Source organism: Rhodoglobus sp. GW821-FHT12B09 (assembly GCF_058809925.1).
On the sequence record NZ_JBXATB010000007.1, the window covers coordinates 158,438 to 178,242 of the forward strand.

A 19,805-nucleotide genomic window follows, 5' to 3' on the forward strand; every position below is an offset into this window, starting at 1 on the left:
AGTGATTAGCGCGTTCGATATTGCGGATGCCCTCCAGCGGCCGCGCCCGACCGAGCAGCAGCGCGCGGTGATCGAGGCGCCCCTCGTGCCGTCGCTCGTGGTCGCCGGCGCAGGCAGCGGCAAGACGGAGACCATGGCCAACCGCGTGCTGTGGCTGCTCGCGAACGAGCCCTACAACCGCGGAGAGTTCCCTCGGCCGAGCGAGATCCTCGGGCTCACCTTCACGCGCAAAGCGGCGGGGGAGCTGGGGGCCCGCATCCGCGAGCGCATCGCCGAGCTCGCCGCGGTGAACCTGCTGGGCGACGACTACGACCCGTTCGAGGCGCCGACAGTGCAGACCTACAACTCGTACGCGAACAGCATCTACCGCGACAACGCCGTGCACATCGGCCGCGAGAGCGACGGGGCCGTGCTGGGCGAGGCGGGCGCCTGGCAGCTGGCCCGCACCACAGTGATCAGGAGTCGGGATGCCCGCCTCGCGGGCCTCACGAAGAACCTCGACCCCGTGACCAAGGCGGTGCTCGGGCTCTCGCGCGCGGTCGCGGAGAACGTGGTGCAGCCCGGGGAGGTGAAGGAGTTCGCGCGCCGGTTCGCGAGCATCGCCTCTCTCGAGCCGGGAGGCCGCGGGGCGTACGCGGCGGTCGACGGGCTGGTGGAGAACATCACCGCGCTCGACACGCTGCTCGACGTGGCTGCAGAGTTCGACGCGGCGAAGCGGGCGCGGGGGCTCGTCGAGTACTCCGACCAGGTGGCGCTCGCCCTCGCGATCGTGGGCAGGCGCGGCGAGGTCGCCGAGCAGGAGCGCGCGAAGTACCGGGTGGTGCTGCTCGACGAGTACCAGGACACCTCGGTCACCCAGACCAGGCTGCTCGCCGAGCTGTTCTCCGGGCATCCCGTGATGGCCGTCGGCGACCCGAACCAGTCGATCTACGGGTGGCGGGGGGCCAGCGCGTCGAACCTCGACGACTTCCCGCGGGCCTTCGGGGCGAGCGAGCGGTACGCGCTGTCGACGAGCTGGCGCAACGGCACGGTCATCCTGGACGCGGCCAACGCCCTCGTCGAGCCGCTCGGCGCGAGTGTGGAGCGGCTGGAGCCCAGTCCCTTCGCGTCGGCCCTGCCGATCGACGTGCGGTTCGAGGAGGACGTGCGCTCGGAGGCCGCCGCCGCCGCCGACTGGCTCGCTGCCCGGATGTCCCGCAAGCCGTCGGCGGCGATGCTGTTCCGCACCCGGAAGATGCAGGGCTTCTTCCTCGAGGCGCTTCGCGAGCGGGGCATCCCGTTCCACGTGCTCGGGCTGGGCGGGCTGCTCGCCGAGCCGGAGATCGCCGACCTCGTCGCGGCGCTCACCGTGGTGCACGACCCCTCCGCCGGGCTCGAGCTGATCCGCCTGCTCGCGGGCTCGCGGTGGCGCCTGGGCGTGCGGGACATCCACGCGCTCAACCGGCTCGCCTCCACCCTGCGCGACCGCGACTACGCGCAGCAGCCCTACGACGACGACCTCAAGCAGAAGCTGCGCACGTCCGTGGCGGAGGGCGAGGGCGGCTCGATCATCGACGCGCTCGACTTCATCGGCACCGCGCGCCCCGGCCACTCCTTCCTCGAGGCGTTCAGCGAGATCGGGCTCGAGCGGCTGCGCGAGGCGGCCCGGCTGTTCGCACGGCTCCGCTCGCGCACGGGCCTCGACCTGCCCGACTTCGTCGCGTTCGTGCTGCAGGAGCTGCAGCTCGACATCGAGGTCGCGGCGAACGACTACCGCGCGCTCGGCACCGCCACGATCGAGGCCTTCTACGACGCGCTCGACGGGTACCTCGCGCTCACCGACGTCGCGACGCTCGGCGGATTCCTCTCCTGGCTGCGCGAGGCCGAGCTGCGCGAAGACCTGTCTCCCCGCCCGGAGGATCCGGAGCCCGGAACTGTCCAGATCCTCACCATCCACGGCGCCAAGGGCCTTGAGTGGGACCTCGTGGTGGTCCCGCGCCTGGTCGACGAGGAGCTGCCCGGCAAGCCCGTCGAGGGCGGCTACCAGGGGTGGCTGAGCTTCGGGCAGCTGCCGTGGCAGTTCCGGGGGGATGCCGACGAGCTCCCGGTCTTCGCGTGGCAGCAGGCCACCACTCGCAAGGACGTGGCCGACGAGTTCGCCGCCTTCAAGGAGCGCGTGCGGGCCCATCTCGACCGGGAGGAGCGGCGCCTCGCCTACGTCGCGGTCACGCGCGCTCGCCACGCGCTGCTGCTGACCGGCTCGTTCTGGGCTACCCAGGCGAACCCGCGGCAGCCGAGCCCCTACCTGGTCGAGCTCGAGCCGGTGGTCGGCGCCGTGCCGACCGCACCGGCCGACCCCGAGAACAACCCCCTCGGCGACGACCTCGAGACGATCAGCTGGCCGTTCGACCCGCTCGGCCGCCGCCGGCCCGCCGTCGAGGCCGCGGCCCTCGCGGTGCGGGCGGCGACGCCTGCCCTCGACGGCCCGTGGCAGCGGGACCTCGAACTGCTGCTCGAGGAGCGCCGGCGCCGGATGTCGGCGGACGGGCTCGTCGCCATGCCCGTGCGCGTTCCGGCCTCCCGGTTCAAGGACTACGTGAGCGACCCGGCATCCGTCGCCTCTTCGCTGCGGCGGCCCATGCCGGAGCGGCCGTACCGTGCGACCCAGCTCGGCACGCTGTTCCACGCCTGGGTGGAGAACCGCTACGGGGTGGGCGGCGACGCCGAGGAGCTGGACGCGCTGCCGACCGAGCTCGACGCGGAGGACCCGGTGGGGGACGAGGAGCTGGCGCGCCTCAAGGACATCTTCGAGGCGAGCCCGTGGGCGGCGCGGCAGGCTGTCGAGGTCGAGCGGGAGATCCACCTGCCCTTCGGCGGGCGGATCGTGATCTGCAAGATCGACGCGGTGTACTCCCTCCCTGACGGCAGGTTCGAGATCGTCGACTGGAAGACCGGCAAGGCGCCGAAAGACGCCCAGGACCTCGAGGACAAGCAGCTGCAGCTCGCGCTCTACCGCCTCGCGTACGCGACCTGGCGCGGCATCGATCCGGATCGTGTCGACGCCGTGTTCTACTACGTCTCCGACGACCGGATCATCAGGCCCGAGCACATCTACGACGAGGCGGAGCTCCTGGCCCGCTGGAACGCGGCGTTCGCGGGTTGAGTAAGGCGCTCTGGCGCCTGTATCGAAACCGGCTTCGACGTGGTTTCGATACGGCCGCGGGTTGAGTAAGGCGCTCTTGCGCCTGTATCGAAACCGGCTCCGACGTGGTTTCGATACGCCCGCGGGTTGAGTAAGGCGCTCTGGCGCCTGTATCGAAACCGGGCCGCACGCGGTTTCGATACGGCCGCGGGTTGAGTAAGGCGCTCTGGCGCCTGTATCGAAACCGGCTCCGACGTGGTTTCGATACGCGCGCTAGAGCGCGCTACTCAACCCGCCTACCGCACCGGCCTGCTGAGGATCGCGTTCGTCAGCGCCTCCACCGGCTCGCTCGCCGCGCCGGGGTTGCTCAGCAGCGTGAAGTCGACGTCGCCGAGCTCGGGCAGCCCGAACGTGGGGGAGACCTGCACGAGGTCGTCGGGGATGAGCGACTGGGCGAGAACGGCGATGCCGATCCCGGCCCGGGCGGCCGCGATCACGCCGTTCACCTCGCGCACGTTGCAGGTGATCCGCCAGGTGCGCCCCGCCTCCTCGAGCGAGCGGATCGCGTAGGTGCGGCTGAGCGCGGGTGCCGCGTACGCGATGAGGGGCACGGGCTGGCCGGGGTCGAGCGTCATGCCGCGGTGGGCGACCCACACCATCCGGTCGCGGCGGACGAGCCGGCCCTCGTCCCATCCCGGGTCCTGCTTGATGAACACCAGGTCGAAGTGGCCCGCATGCAGCCGCCGCAGCAGGGTCCCGCTCTGGCTCACGGTGAGCTCGAGGTTGATCTGGGGGTACACCTGGCGGAAGTCGCGGAGGATGCCCGGCAGCTGCGTGAGCGCGAGGTCGTCCGCGGAGCCGAAGCGCAGGCGGCCCCGCATCGCCGTGCCGGTGAAGTAGCTCGACGCCTGGTCCTGAGCGGCGAGGATCGTGCGGGCGAACCCCAGCATCGCCTCCCCGTTGTCGCTGAGGGATACCACCCGGGTGTCGCGGAGCACGAGGTTGCGGCCGGCGGCGACCTCGAGCTTGCGGATGTGCTGGCTGATCGTCGGCTGGCTGATCCCGAGCCGCGCGGCGGCCTGCGTGAAGTTCAGCGTCTCGGCGACGGCCACGAAGGTGCGCAGCAGCACGGGATCGAACACAGTGCCTCCTATTACGAAATGTGATGGGACTTATAGGCGCGATTGGTTATCGGCATGATCACTGCAAGCCTACGGTGGAAGGGTGGCAATGACTCCGGAACAGGCGCCGGCCACGATGCCCATCGCGATCGCGATGCAGCGGCCCGCCTGGCGCGACACGTTCGGCGCCCTCCGCCTCTACAACTACCGCCTCTACGTCATCGCCCAGTTCGTCTCGAACACCGCGGGCTGGGCCCAGCGCATCGCCGTCGACTGGCTCGTGCTCGAGATCACGGGCAGTGTCACGCTCGTCGGCCTGACCATTGCGCTGCAGTTCCTGCCGACACTCGTGCTCGGCGCCTATGCCGGGGTGATCGCCGACCGGTTCCCGAAGCGGCGGGTGCTCATCCTGTGCCAGTCCGTCGCTGGCGCGCTCACCCTCGTGCTCGCCGTCATCGCGATCACGGGCAACGCGCACCTCTGGCTCGTGTACGCGCTGGTGCTCGCCATCGGTGTGATGCAGGTGTTCGACGGACCGGCCCGCTCCGTCTTCGTGAACGAGATGGTCGGGCCGCGGCACATCCGGAACGCCATCAGCCTCAACGCCTCCAACTTCCACCTGGGCGCGCTCATCGGCCCCGCCCTCAGCGGCGCCCTCATCGTGGCGGTGGGGTCGGGCTGGGCGATCGCGATCAACGTCGGCGCGGTCATCCTCGGCATCATCCTGCTCCTCGCCATGCGCACGAGCGAGCTGCTCGTGGCGCCGCGCGTGCCCAGCTCGAAGGGCCAGATCCGCGAGGCCGCGCGGTACGTGCTCGCGAAACCGACCCTGTTCTGGACGCTCGTGATGGTCGCCTTCGTCGCGACGTTCGGGATGCCCATGCCCGCCCTGCTCGCCGGCATGGCCGACACGGTCTACCACACGGGCGCGACCGGGTACGGCCTCTACAACTCGCTCGCGGCCATCGGCGCGCTCGTGGGGGCGCTTGCCTCCACTCGCCGCTCGGGGCTGCGCCTGCGCACGATCATGATCGGCGCGATCGTGTACGGGCTCATGCTCGTCACGGCCGGGCTCGCGCCGTTCTACCCGCTGTTCCTGCTGGTGCTGCCGACCATCGGGCTCGCGCGTCTCCTCTATATGACCGCGAGCGAGACGATGATGCAGCTCTCGTCGAACCTCGCCATCCGGGGGCGGGTGATGGCGTTCTGGGTGATGGTGGTCGTCGGCGGCCAGGCCATCGGCGGGCCCGTGATGGGCTGGTTTGCCGAGCACCTCGGGGCCAAGACGGCGATGGTCATCTCCGGCGCGGTGCCGGCGACGGCCGCAGTCGTGATCTGCATCCTGCTCGCGCACAGCGGGCGGCTGAAGGTGAAGGTCACGCGGCGGCGCGGCCGGTGGATCGCGATAGTGCCGAGGGCAGGGTCCTAACTCAGACCGCGCGCTCCGAGCGGGCGAGGAACGCTTCCACCTCGTCGACGGCCATGGTGGGCATGGTCTGTGCGCCGATCGGGTTCATGACGTCGTTGTGCACGCTGTCGGCCAGGTTCGTGAGCATCGCGACAGCGTCATCCACGATCTCGGTGCTCCGCGTCTCGGTGCCGTGCAGGAGCCACTTCGCCACCTCGAGCTCGGCGTAGAACATGGCGCGCTGCTTGACCTGCCGGTCGCCGGCGCCGCGGACGCGCGTGTAGGCGTCGAAGGCGGTCTCGGCGACGGGGGAGTTGGCGAGCAGCCACTGGAGGTCGCGCGCCGGGTCGGAGACGCGGAGGTCCTGCCAGCCGAGCACGCCCGTCACGACGCCGTCGGCGCTGAGGAACGAGTCGGCGGAGAGCGCGCCGTTCGTCACCGTCGGCTGGAACTGCCACAGCTTCGCGTCCTCGGCGGCGCGCTCCCAGCGGCCGATGAGGCCGGCGGGCACGAGCCCGGTCGCGGCGGCGCGGTCGAGCACGGTCACGCTCGAGCGGAGGCACTCGCCGGCGGTCATGACGGGCAGCCCGGCATCCGCGACGAAGCTGGTCGGCAGGGAGTGGATTGCCGCGATCGCGGTGCCCACCGACGCCGCGAGCGAGTCTGCGCCGTAGGTGAAGCTGTGCAGCGGCACCTTGTTGCCGTAGACGAACTCGTAGACGATGGCGCGGGTGCCGTCGACCGGCGCCTGGCCGGCGAAGCTCGAGACGGCGAACGGCAGGCGCGTGCGCACGCCGGCGCTGAGCGATCGGAGCGCGACGAGGTCGGCGGACTGCTCCGACTCGGCGCGGGCATTGCGAGGGGCGCGGATGATCCAGTGCCGTCCGTCACGCCCGGTGAGCAGTGCGGCGTCGAAGTCGCTGCCCTGGCTCGCGCCAAAGGCGCTGGCGGCCGCGATGTCGAGGCCCGGGACGGCCGAGGTCGCGAGCGCGGCTAGAGTGAGATGGGATCTGGCCATACCCACAGGGTAGGTCGCCCACCCCATCCTTCAGCTTCACGCCACGCACTTCCGACGGGGTCCCAGATATGCCTGATTCCTTCCTCTCAAGGCTCCCGCTCTCCCGTTTCGAGATCGACAGGGACAACCTCGCCCGCGAGCGCGAGGGCCTGTTCGACGAGCTGTGGGCCGACCCCGCGACGCGCATCCTGCCGATCTTCCAGGGCAGCGCCCTGCTGTCGACGCCCAGCTCGCTCGCCCTGCTGCCCGTCGATGCCGTGCCCTCGGCCGAGTTGCGCGTGTACCTGGGCCGCTCGACCTCGACCACGAGCCCCGAGCCGGCGGGCACGCCGATCGTCGCCGTGCTCCTCGAGGACGCCGGTCACCTCGCCGAGTCGGACTGGGCGAACCTGCGCTCCGTCGGCGGCGTTCTGAGCGATCGGGATGCGGGCATCTTCACGGAGGCGCTGGGCATCCTGAACTGGCACCAGTCCCACCGGTTCTCGCCGCGCACGGGCGAGCCGACGGTCGTCGAGAAGGGCGGCTGGGTGCGCCGCGACCCCGTCTCGAACACCGAGGTGTTCCCGCGCACCGATGCCGCGATCATCGTGGGCATCACGGATGCCGACGACCGGATGCTGCTCGGATCCAACGCGCTCTGGGACAGCAACCGCTACTCCCTGCTCGCGGGGTTCGTGGAGCCGGGGGAGTCCCTGGAGTCCGCGGTCATCCGCGAGGTGCTCGAGGAGTCCGGCATCCACGTCGTCGACCCGGTGTACCTCGGCAGCCAGCCCTGGCCGTTCCCGGCCTCCCTCATGCTCGGCTTCACGGCGAAGGTCGACCCCGCCCACGGCACCGAGACCACGCCGGACGGCACGGAGATCCTCGACCTGCGCTGGTTCAGCCGCGACGAGCTCGCCGCCTCGCTCGCCGACATCAAGCTCCCCGGCCCCACCTCGATCGCGCGGGCGATTCTCGAGGAGTGGTTCGGCGGGCCGATCGACGACGGGTCGCGGTGACCGCCGAGCAGCTGCTCGAGGGCCTCGACGACCAGCAGCGCCTCGCCGCCGAGTCCCTGTTGGGCCCGGTGTGCCTGCTCGCGGGCGCGGGGACGGGCAAGACCCGCGCGATCACGCACCGCATCGCGTACGGCGTCGCAACCGGCGTCTACCCGCCCGGCCGCGTCATGGCGCTCACGTTCACGGCCCGGGCCGCCGGGGAGCTGCGCAGCAGGCTGCGGGTGCTCGGCGCGGGCGGCGTCTCGGCGCGCACCTTCCACGCCTCCGCCCTCTCGCAGCTGAACTTCTTCTGGCCGCAGGTGATCGGCGGCACGATGCCGCGCCTGCTCGACGGCAAGGCGAAGGTCATCGCGCACGCCGCCGACGCGCTCCGGCTCAAGCTCGACACCGCGACCCTGCGCGATGTCGCCGCCGAGATCGAGTGGCGCAAGACCTCGCGCCTGTCGATCGACGAGTACGCCACTCGCACCCGGCCCCTGCCGCCCGCGCTCACCCTCGACAGCATGGTCGCCCTGCAGCGCGGGTACGAGACCGTGAAGGACGAGCGCCGGCAGATCGACTTCGAGGACGTGCTCCTCGCCGCCGCAGGGATGGTCGAGGCCGAGCCGCGCGTCGCGCAGCAGGTGCGCGAGCAGTACCGCTTCTTCGTCGTGGACGAGTACCAGGACGTCTCGCCCCTGCAGCACGACCTGCTGCAGCTGTGGCTGGGCGACCGCAACGACGTCTGCGTCGTGGGCGACGTCAGCCAGACCATCTACTCCTTCGCCGGCGCCTCGCCCGAGTACCTGCTCGGCTTCGGCTCCGAGCACGAGGATGCTGTGGTGCTGCGGCTCGAGCAGAACTACCGCTCGACCCCGGCGATCGTCACGGCGGCGAACCGCCTCATGCGCGACCGCCCCGGCGCGCTCACGCTGCACGCCGCGACTGCGCGCACCGGGCCGGCGCCCGTGGTCACGCGCCACGAGACCGATAGCTCGGAGGCGCGCGCAGTGGCGCGCGCCATCGCGGAGGAGATCGCGACCGGGACGAAGCCGGAGGACGTCGCCGTCCTGTTCCGCATCAACGTCCAGTCGCAGGCGCTGGAGACGGCGCTCGCCGACGCGGGCGTGCCGTACATCGTGCGCGGGGCAACCCGGTTCTTCGAGCAGCGCGAGGTGAAGGAGGCGCTCATGCTCCTGCGCGGCGCGACGATCAACACCGCCATCGAGCCCCTCTTCAAGACGGTGAGCGACGTGCTGCGCTCGATCGGCTGGTCGCAGGAGCCGCCCGAGCTGCGCGGTGCCGTGCGCGACCGCTGGGAGTCGCTGAACGCGCTCATGCACCTCGCGGAGGACGCGCCAGCGGAGACCACGCTCAAACAGTTCGTGGACGAGCTCTTCGAGCGCCAGGCAGGCCAGCACGAGCCGACGCGCTCCGCCGTGACGCTCGCGACCCTGCACTCCGCGAAGGGGCTCGAGTGGGAGTCGGTGTACCTCGTGGGGCTGGCCGAGGGGCTGGTCCCGATCAGCTACGCGAAGGACGCCGCCGCCGTCGAGGAGGAGCGGCGCCTGCTCTACGTCGGCATCACGCGGGCCCGCCGTTCGCTCGCGCTCAGCTGGTCATCCGCTCCGCAGCAGGGGCGCGCCGGGCAGCGCTCGCCCAGTCGGTTCCTGGCAGAGCTGGGCTAGCCGCCGAGTCGCGCCCGAGCAGGTGCGCGATACCGCTGCAGCCGCACTCCGGGTGGGCCTTCCAAGTCCGGACCTCGCGCCGCCCGGTGGCGGCATCGATGCGCAGGGATGCCGCGGCCGACGCCCCCGTCGCGAGCCGGTCCAGCGCCATCCGGCACGCCGCGGCCGCCGCCTCCATCACGAGGACCGGAGTCTCCGCCTTGCTGCGCCGCCCGAGGAGCTGTGTCGCGACCGCCGGCCACGCGGCATCCAGATCGCGGCGGTGCAGCTCGAGGCAGAGCAGGCACGGCCCGTCGCCGGGCTCGACCACGGGCCCCACCACCGCACCCGCGTCGCCGATCACCACCGGGAGGTGCGGCACGTCGCGCCGCAGCCACAGCGCGTGCAGATCCGGAGCGAGCACGTGGTGGCCGGCGATGATCGCGAGGTCCGGCCGGTGCTCGGCGAGGGAGGCCGGGTCCGGGCCGGTGAGCACGTCGATGCCGGTGTGGGCGAGAACGGACGCGATCGCCGAGACGAGGCTGTCGCTGCCGTGCACGGCGACGGTCGCGGAGAGGGGCTGGGCCGGCGCGGTCGCGAGTGCGGGGGCGAGTGCGGCGAGGAGCGTCTCCCGCTCGGCCGTGTGCTGTCCGGCGATCATCGCGAGGCCGGAGTCGCTCACTCCGACGACCAGCGCGGCGAGCATCCGCTCATCGAGGCTTGTCACGCCGTCGAGCACGACGACCACGGGGTCGATGCCGAGCTGGACGCTCGAGGGCGTGCGCCAGACGAGGGGGAGGCGGGGGTCGAGGCGCAGGATCATCCGCACATGGTGCACCCGCCGGACAGGGGGCCGGGCGGGCATTCCACAGTTGCCGCGCGGGGCTGCCCGCGGACTACTCCTCGCGCGGGCGCTCGCTCGTGTCGTCGTTCAGGAGGTCTTCGATCGCCTGGTCGATGTCGTCCGGCTCGGGCGCCCCGGCCGTGATGCGGGCGATGAGCGCGCTCGGGTCGTCGATGTCCTCCCCGGTCGGCACGAGGTCGGGATGCGACCACAGCGCGTCCCTCGCGTCGTCGCCGACCGCGTCCGACACCCGCTGCCACATGGCCGCGGCCTCGCGCAGGCGGCGGGGACGGAGTTCGAGGCCGACGAGTGTCGCGAACGCGGACTCCGCGGGACCGCCGGATGCGCGGCGGCGGCGGACCGTCTCGGCGATAGCCGCACTCGACGGCAGCCGCTTGGTGGCCTGGGCCGTCACGACGTCCACCCAGCCCTCGACGAGGGCGAGCATCGTCTCAAGCCTGGTGAGAGCGGTGACCTGCTCGCCGCTGCGCGGGGCGATGAGCGCGCCGCTGGTCATCGCGGAGCGGAGCTCCTCCGGGTTGCTCGGGTCGAAGTCGGCAGCGAGCGACTCGAGGCGGTCGGTGTCGATGTGGATGTCGCGGGCGTACTCGGTGATCGAGCTGAGCAGCTGCAGGCGCAGCCACTTCGCGTGCCGGAACAGCCGGGCATGGGCGAGCTCCCGCACCGCGAGGTAGAGCTGCACCTGGTCGGCGGGGATGTCGAGGCCCGCGCCGAAGCCGAGGACGTTCTGGGGGAGGATCGCGCCGCCCTCGCTGTCGAGCAGCGGAATTCCGATGTCGCCGCCCGAGACCACCTCGCTGGAGAGCTGGCCCACGACGTGGCCCAGCTGCATCGCGAACAGCGTGCCGCCCACGTTGCGCATCACCTGGCTCGCCCCGGCGATCATGTCGTCCATCTCTTCGGGGGCGCTCTGCTTGAGCACGTCGGTGAGGGAGTTGGCGATCGAGTTGGCGACGGGCTCGGCGAGCTGCGTCCAGACCGGCATCGTGGCCGCGACCCACTCCTGACGGCTCATCAGGCGGGGCTCGCTGGCGAGCTCCGAGATCGAGGTGACCTCGTCGAGCCAGAGGGATGCCACGTGCAGGGCCTGCTCGAGCTGGGAGCGCTCGGCGGGCAGCGACACCACCGTGCCGCGGGTCGCGATGCCCTTGGCCTGCTCGAGCGCGAGGCCCCAGTTGATGCCGTCGCCGCTGGACTGCAGCGCGTTCTGCAGCTGCGCCATGAGCTGGGCGACCATGGCGGGATCGTTGGGAAGCCCCGCCGCTCCTGCCAGCTTCGCCGGGTCGATGTCGGTGTTTCCCTCGAGGAACGCGCGCAGCATCTCGCGGAACTCGTCCGCTGGGTCGCCGCTCTCAGCGGGCTCCCGTGAATCCTCAGCCATACGAACTACGCTAGCCGCTGCACTGCCGGAGCCACTGGGAATTCGCCTACGCTGGGACCTCTCGCCGTGCGCCCGTGGCGAACAGACAGTGAGGGAAACGGTGCCGCTCTTCACCGATATCGAACCAGACGCCCTGCCGCGACAGCGCCGGCGCCGGATCGGCTGGTCCATCCTGGGCGTCGCCCTCGCCGGGCTCGTGGTCGTCTCACTGCTGCCCGCGCCCTTCGTGATCGAGCAGCCGGGGCCTGTCTACAACACCCTCGGGGATGTCGCCGTCGGCGACAAGACGGTGTCGCTCATCGACATCCCGGACGAGAAGACCTACCCCACGAAAGGCACCCTGGACATGCTCACGGTGAGCATCCGGGGCAATCGGGAGAACCTGCCCAACTGGCTCGAGGTGGCCGCGGCCTACTTCGACGCGAGCCGCGCCGTCGTGCCTGTCGACCTCATCTACCCCGAGGGGCAGACTGTCGAGCAGTCGAACCAGCAGGGCGCCGTCGACATGGCCAACTCGCAGAAGGCGGCCATCGCCGCCGCCCTCACCAACCTCGGCTACGACCTGCCCACGACCCTCTCCGTGGTGGAGACCCAGAAGGGCTCGCCGGCGCAGGACGTGCTGAAGGCCGGCGACGTGATCGTCTCCGTGAACGGCAAGACCTTCGCGGATGTCACGGAGCTGCGCAAGGAGATCGCGGCCAACGGCACCGACTCTCCGGCGACCGTCGAGATCACGCGCGACGGCACCCCGATGACGCTCGAGCTCACCCCGGTGCTCAGTACCGGCGACAATCCCGCGCCCATCCTCGGCATCGTCGTGGGCAGCCAGTTCGACTTCCCGTTCGACGTGAAGATCCAGCTCGAGAACGTCGGCGGCCCGAGCGCGGGGATGATGTTCGCGCTCGGGATCATCGACAAGCTCACGCCCGGCGAGCTCAACGGGGGAGAGAAGATCGCCGGCACCGGCACGATCGACGCGACCGGCACGGTGGGCCCGATCGGGGGCATCCGGCAGAAGCTCTACGGCGCCAGCGGCGCGGGTGCGCAGTACTTCCTCGCACCGGAGTCGAACTGCGACGAGGTGACCGGGCACATCCCCGCCGGGCTCACCGTGTTCGCGGTGAAGACCCTCGACGACTCCCTCGCCGCGCTGCACGCGATCGAGACGGGCGCTGACACGAGTTCGCTGCCAGCGTGCCCGGTGGGCTGACGCGCCCGGGGATTTAGCAGCTTTCGCCCTTTAAGATGGGCGGAGGCCCCCAACAGCAGGAGCAACCTCAGTGTCGAATCAAGCAGCCCCGTCCACTGCAAGCCGAACGCGGGTGACGCTGACCATTACCGCGGTCGTCATCGCGGTTCTCGTCATCGCGTTCTTCGTCCTCTCGAACCTCTACACGGATGTGCTGTGGTTCGACCAGCTCGGCTACCTCAACGTGCTCACCACGCAGTGGTTCGCCGGCGCGGTGATGTTCGTCATCGGCTTCCTCGGGATGGCCGTGCCGGTGTTCCTGAGCATCTTCATCGCCTTCCGTGCCCGGCCGGTGTACGCAAAGCTCAACGCGCAGCTCGACCGCTACCAGCAGGTCATCGAGCCGCTCCGCCGCCTGGCGATGTTCGGCATCCCGGTCGTCCTCGGCATCTTCGGCGGCGTCTCGACCGCCACGCACTGGCAGACGGTCCTGCAGTGGCTCAACAAGACGTCGTTCGGCCAGGTCGACCCGCAGTTCGGCCTCGACATCTCCTTCTACTTCTACGACCTGCCGCTGTACCACGGCGCGCTCGGCTTCGCCTCGGCGGTCGTCCTCATCGCTGCGATCGCGGCCCTCGCGACGAGCTACCTGTACGGCGCGATCCGCTTCAGCGGCCGCGAGGTGCGCATCCAGCGCGCGGCCCGCATCCAGCTCGCCATCACCGCCGCGATCTACCTCGCGCTGCAGGCGACGAGCATCTGGTTCGACCAGTACACGACCCTCTTCTCGACGAGCCAGGGCTTCCTCGCCACCGGGGCCGGCTACACCGAGGCGAACGCGACGATCCCCGGCCGCGCCATCCTCGCCGGCATCGCCGCTCTCGTGGCCGTGCTCTTCATCGTCACGGCGATCATCGGCCGCTGGCGCCTGCCCATCATCGGCACGGCCCTGCTCCTGGTGAGCGGGCTGGTCGTCGGCAGCATCTACCCCTGGGTGGTGCAGCGCTTCCAGGTAGAGCCGAACGCCAAGGTGCTCGAGGCCGACTACATCCAGCGCAGCATCGACGCCACGCGCGACGCCTACGGCGTCGACGGAGTGGAGGAGGTGCCGTACGCGGCAGTCTCCGACGCCGAGAAGGGCGCGCTCCGCGCGGACGCGGAGACCACGGCGAACATCCGCATCCTCGACCCGTCGATCGTTCCCAAGGCCTTCTCGCAGCTCGAGCAGTTCAAGCAGTACTACAGCTTCGCGCCGCACCTCGACGTCGACCGCTATGAGATCGACGGCAAGAGCCAGGACACCGTGCTCGCCGTCCGCGAGCTCAACCAGGCCGGCCTCGGAGACTCCCAGACGCCGTACAACAACACGTTCGTCTACACCCACGGCTACGGGCTCGTCGCCGCCTACGGCAACCAGCGGGCCAGCGACGGCAACCCGGTGTTCCTCGAGTCGGGCATCCCGAGCGTCGGAGAGCTGGGCGACTTCGAGCCGCGCGTCTACTTCGGCGAGGACTCGCCGCAGTACTCGATCGTCGGCGCGCCCAAGGGCAGCAAGGACATCGAGCTCGACTACCCGTCCGGCGGCGAGGAGAGCGACCAGAACGCGACCACGACGTTCAGCGGCAATGGCGGGCCCGTGCTCGACAACATCTTCAAGAAGCTGATCTACGCGGTGAAGTTCCAGAGCGAGCAGATCTTCCTCTCCGACGCGGTGAACGACAAGTCGCAGATCCTCTACGACCGCAACCCGAAGGACCGGGTCCAGGCCGTCGCGCCGTACCTCACCCTCGACAGCGACGCCTACCCCGCGATCGTGGACGGCAAGATCGTGTGGATCGTCGACGCGTACACGACGGGCACCAACTACCCGTACTCGCAGACGCAGCAGCTGTCGAAGTCGATCGCCGACACGTACACGCCGACCCCCGCGTTCGCGATCGACGACATCAACTACATCCGCAACTCGGTGAAGGCCACGGTCGACGCCTACGACGGCAGCGTCAAGCTGTATGCGTGGGATGACAAGGACCCGGTGCTCAAGACCTGGGAGAAGATCTACCCCAGCACGGTTCTGCCGATGAGCGATATGAGCCCCGAGCTGCTCGACCACGTGCGCTACCCGTCGGACCTGTTCAAGGTGCAGCGCGCGATCCTCGGCTCGTACCACGTCACCGACGCGGGCTCGTTCTACTCGAGCGACGACCAGTGGGTCACGCCCAACGACCCGGTGCTCACCACCGACACCCCGCAGGCGCCGTACTACCTGACCATGCAGGTGCCCGGCACGGACAACCCGGCCTTCACGCTGTACTCGACCTTCATTCCGAAGGGCAACGCGGACTCCACCCGCAACGTGCTCACCGGCTACCTGGCGGTCGACTCGGATGCCGGGCCGAACTACGGCAAGCTGACGCTCCTGACCCTGCCCAAGCAGACGACGGTGCCCGGCCCCGGCCAGGCGGAGACGAACTTCAAGACGGACACGGTGGTGGCGAGCCAGCTCGCGCTGCTCCAGAAGGCGGATACCGACGTCAAGCTCGGCAACCTGCTGACGCTGCCCGTCGGCGGCGGGCTCCTGTACGTGCAGCCGGTCTACGTGCAGGCCAACACGGGAACGATCTACCCGCTGCTGCGCAAGGTGCTCGTCTCCTTCGGCAACCAGATCGCGTTCGAGGACACGCTCGACCTCGCCCTCGACAAGCTGTTCGGCGGCGACTCGGGTGCGCAGGCGGGCGACGGCGACGTGCCGACCGAGCCCACGGACCCGACGACGCCGACCGACCCGACAACGCCGACGACACCGACCACGCCGTCGGACAACGCGGCGCTCTCGCAGGCGCTCGCCGACTACAAGACGGCCCTCGCCGAGCGCCAGGCCGCCTACGCGGCGAACGACCTCGTGGCCGCGGCGCAGGCCGACGCCAAGATGGTGGACGCCGTGCAGCGGGCGATCGCGGCGACGCAGTAGCACCGCCTGATCGAGCCCGTCGAGAACTCGGCGGGCTCGATCAGCGTTTCAGCGGTGCGCCGATCCGCAGCAGGTTGTTGTCGACGTCGGCGAGGGCGAACTCACGCATTCCCCAGGGCTTGTCCTCCACGCGGGTGATGCGGGCGAGGGATTCTCCGGCCGTCCACCTGTCGCGGAGGGACTGCTCGTCGAGGTCGTAGTAGCCGGGGAGCAGCCGTGTTGCGACGAGGGCCGCGTGCGCGGCATCCGCGTCACGGACTGTCAGGTAAGCCATGCCCGCCATAGTGAACGGGTCGTAGCCGTCACTCCGGGCGAGGTCGAGGGAGACGCCGCCGCGGACGAAAGCGTAGCCACTGTCGTAGGGCTCGACGTCGAAACCCAGCTCGCGGTAGAACTCGGCCGCCCGATCGATGTCGGCGACCGCGAGGATCGGGGTCGCAGTTGCTTCGTGCCACACAGTGCCCATGCTCCACGGTAGCCCCGGGCGGGCTCGCCCGGGGCACTGTGTTAGAGTGGGAGTACGCCGCGGGGTGGAGCAGTTCGGTAGCTCGCTGGGCTCATAACCCAGAGGTCGCAGGTTCAAATCCTGTCCCCGCAACCACGTCACAAGGCCCAGTCTTCGGACTGGGCCTTCTGCGTTGTCAGGGGGCGTGTGCGTCGCGGCGCTTCCAGAGCCCGCGGTAGATCCGCTGCCAGGCTCCGCGCGAGGCGCGCGTCTCTGTGGCATACAGTCGAAGCATGAGCTGGAACGACGACGTCATCACCTCCTTCCGCGAGAGCAAGGGCACCGAGAACTACTGGGGCCCGAAGCTGGTCGTCCTGCACTCGATCGGAGCCAAGTCGGGTGAGGTCCGCCTCAACCCGGTCGTGGGCTTCCGGAACGAGACCGGGTGGCGCGTTGTCGCGTCGAAGGGCGGCACTCCGGAGAACCCGGACTGGTACTACAACCTCCGCGCCAACCCGACGTTCGACCTCGAGGCTGTCGAGGACGGCGAGATCGTGACGGTCTCGGTGACGGCCACCCAGATCCCCGACGACGAGTGGAAGGCGGCCTACGACGCGATCGTGGCCGAGGAAGCGCAGTTCGGCGAGTACCTCGAGAAGACGGACCGCCAGATCCCGGTGTTCCAGCTCGACCGCAACTGAGAGGCCTTGACTTCCACAACCTCGGGCTCGATCTGACCGACCCCTGGGAGTGAGGGGTAGATTCGGTGGCACCGCGCGAGCGGCCGGAACGAGAGGAACCCATGACCTTCCAGCAGTCGATCCGCACGGCGTTGACCAAGTACGCCGACTTCTCCGGGCGCGCGGGCCGCGCCGAGTTCTGGTGGTTCTTCCTGTTCGTCGTGCTGGGGGAGGCCGTGTGCAACGTGTTCGCGGTTATCCCGGTCACGAACGGCGCGAGCCTGGGCGTCATCCTCGCCAACCTGTTCGCCCTCGCCGTGCTGCTCCCGTTCCTCGCGGTGGGCGTGCGCCGGCTCCGGGACACGGGCAAGGACTGGCGGAACATCTTCTGGCTGCTGGTCCCGATCGCCGGCATCATCGTCCTCGCGGTGTACTGGTACGCCCCGACCGCACCCCAGTTCGAAGCGAGCGAGACCCGGGGGTAGATTCGTCTGCATGACTCCGCTTCAGGCGCGCATCATCTACGACCTCAACGTGCAGCCCACGATCGACCCTGCTGAGCAGGTGCGGCTGCGCATCGACTTCCTCAAGGCCTACCTGCGCAAGACGGCCACGACGGGCCTCGTGCTCGGCATCAGTGGCGGGCAGGACTCGTCTCTCGCGGGCCGGCTCTGCCAGCTCGCGGTGGAGGAGCTGCGCGCCGAGGGCTACAACGCCTCTTTCAGCGCGGTGCGACTGCCCTACAACGTGCAGGCGGACGAGGCGGACGCACAGCTCGCGCTCTCCTTCATCAAGGCCGACCACGCTGTAACCTTTAACATCCGCCGCGCGGTCGACGGCTTCGAGGCCGAGTACGCGGACGCGACCGGCGCGGAGATGCTCGACTTCACCAAGGGCAACGTCAAAGCGCGGGCCCGGATGATCGCCCAGTACGCCCTCGCCGGCCAGGGCAACCTGCTCGTGGTCGGCACCGACCATGCCGCTGAGGCCGTCAACGGCTTCTTCACCAAGTTCGGCGACGGGGGAGCGGACATCCTGCCCCTCACCGGCCTCACGAAGCGCCAGGGCCGCGCGCTGCTCGAGTTCCTCGAGGCGCCCGAGCGCCTGTACCTCAAGGCCCCGACCGCCGACCTGCTGGATGACACCCCCGGCCAGACGGACGAGGCGAACCTGGGCCTCAGCTACACGCAGATCGACGACTACCTCGAGGGCAAGGAAGTGCCCGAGGCGGTCGCGGTGGCGATCGAGACGCGCTACATCAACACCCGGCACAAGCGCACCGTGCCGGTCTCGATGTTCGACGACTGGTGGCGCGACTAGCGTTTCCGTTTGGAAGCGAATGATCTACGCTGGGGCTACGTAATGGAGCGGAGGCCCCCGTGTCAGACCACACCCTCGCCGACTGGGAGCGCGCAGCCGACTCCCTGATCCTTCCCGGGTCCCTCGTGATCGACGGCGGCCTCGCGGAGGCGCCCGGCGGCTTCGAGCACCGCACTCCGCGGGACGGCTCCCTGCTCGGCTCCGTGCCGGCCGGCGGCACCCATGATCTCGACCGCGCGATCGCCGCAGCCCGTCGCGCGTTCGACAACGGACCCTGGCCGCGGATGGCGCCGCGCGAGCGCAAGCTTCTCATGCTGCGCTGGGCCGACCTCATCGAGCAGCACCGCGACGAGCTCGCGCTCATGATCAGCCTCGAGATGGGAAAGCCCGTCGAGGAGGCGTGGACGATCGAGCTGCGCGCCGTGCTCGCCACGTACCGCTGGTACGCCGAGCTCGCCGACAAGGAGCTCGACGAGTCGTCGCCCGTCGGCCCCGACGACCTCGCCCTCATCACGCGCGAGCCGGTCGGCGTCGTGGGCGTGGTGACGCCGTGGAACTTCCCCCTCACCCTCGCCGGGTGGAAGATCGCGCCGGCGCTCGCGGTCGGCTGCACGGTGGTGCACAAGCCCAGCGACCTCGCCTCCTTCTCGGCGCTGAGGATGGCGGAGCTCGCGCTCGAGGCGGGCATCCCGGCGGGCGTGCTCAACGTCGTCCCCGGCCGCGGCTCGGTGCTGGGCAAGCACCTCGGCCTCCACCCGGACGTGGACGCGCTCGCCTTCACCGGCTCCACCGAGGTCGGGCGGGCCTACCTCGAGTACTCGGCGCGCTCCAACCTGAAGCGCACCTGGCTCGAGCTCGGCGGCAAGTCGGGCAACATCATCCTCCCGGACGCGCCCGACCTCGAGACCGCCATCTCCACCGCCGCGTGGGGCATCTTCTTCAATGCGGGCCAGATGTGCACGGCGCCGTCGCGACTGATCGTGCATCGGGATGTCGCGGACGAGGTCATCGCGGGCGTGGTGAGCCGGGCATCCCGCTACGCACCGGGCGACCCGCTCGACCCCGCCACGACCATGGGACCGCTCGCCTCGCAGGCCCGTCTCGCCGAGGTGCAGCAGCACGTCGCGAACGCCCGGGAGGACGGCGCCGAGGTGCTCGTCGGGGGAGGGGCCGGCGTCGGCTCGTACTTCGAGCCGACCGTGTTCGCGGGGGTCGCCCCCGGCAGCCGGCTCGCGCGCGAGGAGGTGTTCGGCCCGGTGCTCGCGATCGTGACGGTCGCCGACGAGGACGAGGCCGTGCGCGTCGCGAACGACTCGGACTACGGCCTCGCCGCGGGCCTGTGGACCTCCGACGTGTCGAGGGTCCACAGACTCTCGCGTCGGCTCCGCGCCGGCACGGTGTGGGTGAACTGCTACGAGGAGGGCGACCTCACCGTGCCGTTCGGCGGCTACAAGCTGTCAGGCAATGGGCGGGACAAGTCGCGGCACGCGCTCGAGAAGTACACCGACCTCAAGACCACGTTCATCCACCTGTAGCGGTGCCTCCGCCGCGGCCGCCCCGCCCGCGGCCGCCCCGCCCGCGGCCGCCCCGCCGCGCCCCGCCCGCCCCGCCCCCCCCCCCCCCCGCGCCCCCCCCCCCCCCCCCC

Annotated in this window: 15 protein-coding genes and 1 tRNA gene; 11 read left to right on the forward strand and 5 right to left on the reverse strand. The window is 70.3% G+C overall.

Going from position 1 to position 19,805, the window contains the following annotated elements:
• Position 1 precedes the first annotated feature (1 nt).
• Positions 2 to 3,142 carry an ATP-dependent helicase gene (locus tag AC1RTC_RS13810; RefSeq protein ID WP_493156624.1) on the forward strand — a complete coding sequence of 1,047 codons (3,141 nt, stop codon included), beginning with the start codon at positions 2 to 4 and terminating at the stop codon, positions 3,140 to 3,142.
• Positions 3,143 to 3,417: 275 nt separating this feature from the next.
• Here the strand turns inward: AC1RTC_RS13810 and AC1RTC_RS13815 are convergent, their stop codons facing one another.
• The gene (locus AC1RTC_RS13815) at positions 3,418 to 4,263 is read right to left on the reverse strand and encodes a LysR family transcriptional regulator (RefSeq protein ID WP_493156626.1); all 846 of its coding nucleotides are present in this window, start codon (positions 4,261 to 4,263) and stop codon (positions 3,418 to 3,420) included.
• A gap of 88 nt (positions 4,264 to 4,351) precedes the next feature.
• Between AC1RTC_RS13815 and AC1RTC_RS13820 the strand changes: the two genes are divergently transcribed.
• Positions 4,352 to 5,671, forward strand: coding sequence for an MFS transporter (locus tag AC1RTC_RS13820; RefSeq protein ID WP_493156628.1), 1,320 nt, complete (start codon positions 4,352 to 4,354; stop codon positions 5,669 to 5,671).
• A 1-nt stretch (position 5,672) separates the two neighbouring features.
• Here AC1RTC_RS13820 and AC1RTC_RS13825 read toward each other — a convergent pair whose 3' ends face one another.
• Positions 5,673 to 6,668 carry a phosphotransferase gene (locus tag AC1RTC_RS13825; protein ID WP_493156630.1) on the reverse strand — a complete coding sequence of 332 codons (996 nt, stop codon included), beginning with the start codon at positions 6,666 to 6,668 and terminating at the stop codon, positions 5,673 to 5,675.
• Positions 6,669 to 6,736: 68 nt separating this feature from the next.
• Here AC1RTC_RS13825 and nudC point away from each other — a divergent pair, with 68 nt between their 5' ends.
• A complete protein-coding gene (gene nudC, locus AC1RTC_RS13830) occupies positions 6,737 to 7,666 on the forward strand; it encodes an NAD(+) diphosphatase (protein WP_493156632.1) in 930 nt (309 codons plus the stop codon).
• The gene (locus AC1RTC_RS13835) at positions 7,663 to 9,333 is read left to right on the forward strand and encodes an ATP-dependent helicase (RefSeq protein ID WP_493156634.1); all 1,671 of its coding nucleotides are present in this window, start codon (positions 7,663 to 7,665) and stop codon (positions 9,331 to 9,333) included. Before nudC ends, AC1RTC_RS13835 begins: the two co-directional genes overlap by 4 nt.
• Here AC1RTC_RS13835 and AC1RTC_RS13840 read toward each other — a convergent pair.
• On the reverse strand, positions 9,257 to 10,135 hold the full coding sequence (locus tag AC1RTC_RS13840; RefSeq protein WP_493156636.1) for a hypothetical protein: 879 nt from the start codon (positions 10,133 to 10,135) through the stop codon (positions 9,257 to 9,259). The two genes, AC1RTC_RS13835 and AC1RTC_RS13840, sit on opposite strands and share 77 nt — an antisense overlap.
• A gap of 73 nt (positions 10,136 to 10,208) precedes the next feature.
• A complete protein-coding gene (locus AC1RTC_RS13845) occupies positions 10,209 to 11,558 on the reverse strand; it encodes a zinc-dependent metalloprotease (protein ID WP_493156638.1) in 1,350 nt (449 codons plus the stop codon).
• Positions 11,559 to 11,658: 100 nt separating this feature from the next.
• On the opposite strand from AC1RTC_RS13845, the gene AC1RTC_RS13850 reads away from it, so the two are divergent.
• On the forward strand, positions 11,659 to 12,768 hold the full coding sequence (locus AC1RTC_RS13850) for a YlbL family protein (protein WP_493156656.1): 1,110 nt from the start codon (positions 11,659 to 11,661) through the stop codon (positions 12,766 to 12,768).
• 112 nt (positions 12,769 to 12,880) lie between these two features.
• The gene (locus AC1RTC_RS13855; RefSeq protein ID WP_493156640.1) at positions 12,881 to 15,715 is read left to right on the forward strand and encodes a UPF0182 family membrane protein; all 2,835 of its coding nucleotides are present in this window, start codon (positions 12,881 to 12,883) and stop codon (positions 15,713 to 15,715) included.
• Between the two features lie 40 nt (positions 15,716 to 15,755).
• Here the strand turns inward: AC1RTC_RS13855 and AC1RTC_RS13860 are convergent, their stop codons facing one another.
• Positions 15,756 to 16,181, reverse strand: coding sequence for a DUF8817 family protein (locus AC1RTC_RS13860; RefSeq protein ID WP_493156642.1), 426 nt, complete (start codon positions 16,179 to 16,181; stop codon positions 15,756 to 15,758).
• Between the two features lie 58 nt (positions 16,182 to 16,239).
• Between AC1RTC_RS13860 and AC1RTC_RS13865 the strand changes: the two genes are divergently transcribed.
• The 5 genes from AC1RTC_RS13865 (at position 16,240) to AC1RTC_RS13885 (ending at position 19,695) form a co-directional block, all read left to right on the forward strand.
• Positions 16,240 to 16,316: transfer RNA gene (locus AC1RTC_RS13865), tRNA-Met, on the forward strand.
• 137 nt (positions 16,317 to 16,453) lie between these two features.
• Positions 16,454 to 16,861 (forward strand): nitroreductase/quinone reductase family protein, encoded by a 408-nt coding sequence (locus AC1RTC_RS13870; protein ID WP_493156644.1) that lies wholly within the window; start codon positions 16,454 to 16,456, stop codon positions 16,859 to 16,861.
• Between the two features lie 101 nt (positions 16,862 to 16,962).
• Positions 16,963 to 17,325 carry a DUF805 domain-containing protein gene (locus tag AC1RTC_RS13875; protein ID WP_493156646.1) on the forward strand — a complete coding sequence of 121 codons (363 nt, stop codon included), beginning with the start codon at positions 16,963 to 16,965 and terminating at the stop codon, positions 17,323 to 17,325.
• Between the two features lie 10 nt (positions 17,326 to 17,335).
• Complete coding sequence (gene nadE / locus AC1RTC_RS13880) at positions 17,336 to 18,160, forward strand: NAD(+) synthase (protein ID WP_493156648.1); 825 nt, start codon at positions 17,336 to 17,338, stop codon at positions 18,158 to 18,160.
• A 59-nt stretch (positions 18,161 to 18,219) separates the two neighbouring features.
• Entirely contained in the window at positions 18,220 to 19,695 is a 1,476-nt protein-coding gene (locus AC1RTC_RS13885) for an aldehyde dehydrogenase family protein (protein WP_493156650.1), read from the forward strand.
• Positions 19,696 to 19,805 lie beyond the last annotated feature (110 nt).

What these genes read in the sequence shown, in the direction of transcription:
- AC1RTC_RS13820 (WP_493156628.1), top strand. Translation starts at nt 4,352, where the DNA reads ATGACTCCGGAACAGGCGCCGGCCACGATGCCCATCGCGATCGCGATG.
- AC1RTC_RS13825 (WP_493156630.1), bottom strand. Translation starts at nt 6,668, where the DNA reads ATGGCCAGATCCCATCTCACTCTAGCCGCGCTCGCGACCTCGGCCGTC.
- nudC (WP_493156632.1), top strand. Translation starts at nt 6,737, where the DNA reads ATGCCTGATTCCTTCCTCTCAAGGCTCCCGCTCTCCCGTTTCGAGATC.
- AC1RTC_RS13840 (WP_493156636.1), bottom strand. Translation starts at nt 10,135, where the DNA reads ATGATCCTGCGCCTCGACCCCCGCCTCCCCCTCGTCTGGCGCACGCCC.
- AC1RTC_RS13845 (WP_493156638.1), bottom strand. Translation starts at nt 11,558, where the DNA reads ATGGCTGAGGATTCACGGGAGCCCGCTGAGAGCGGCGACCCAGCGGAC.
- AC1RTC_RS13860 (WP_493156642.1), bottom strand. Translation starts at nt 16,181, where the DNA reads ATGGGCACTGTGTGGCACGAAGCAACTGCGACCCCGATCCTCGCGGTC.
- AC1RTC_RS13870 (WP_493156644.1), top strand. Translation starts at nt 16,454, where the DNA reads ATGAGCTGGAACGACGACGTCATCACCTCCTTCCGCGAGAGCAAGGGC.
- AC1RTC_RS13875 (WP_493156646.1), top strand. Translation starts at nt 16,963, where the DNA reads ATGACCTTCCAGCAGTCGATCCGCACGGCGTTGACCAAGTACGCCGAC.
- nadE (WP_493156648.1), top strand. Translation starts at nt 17,336, where the DNA reads ATGACTCCGCTTCAGGCGCGCATCATCTACGACCTCAACGTGCAGCCC.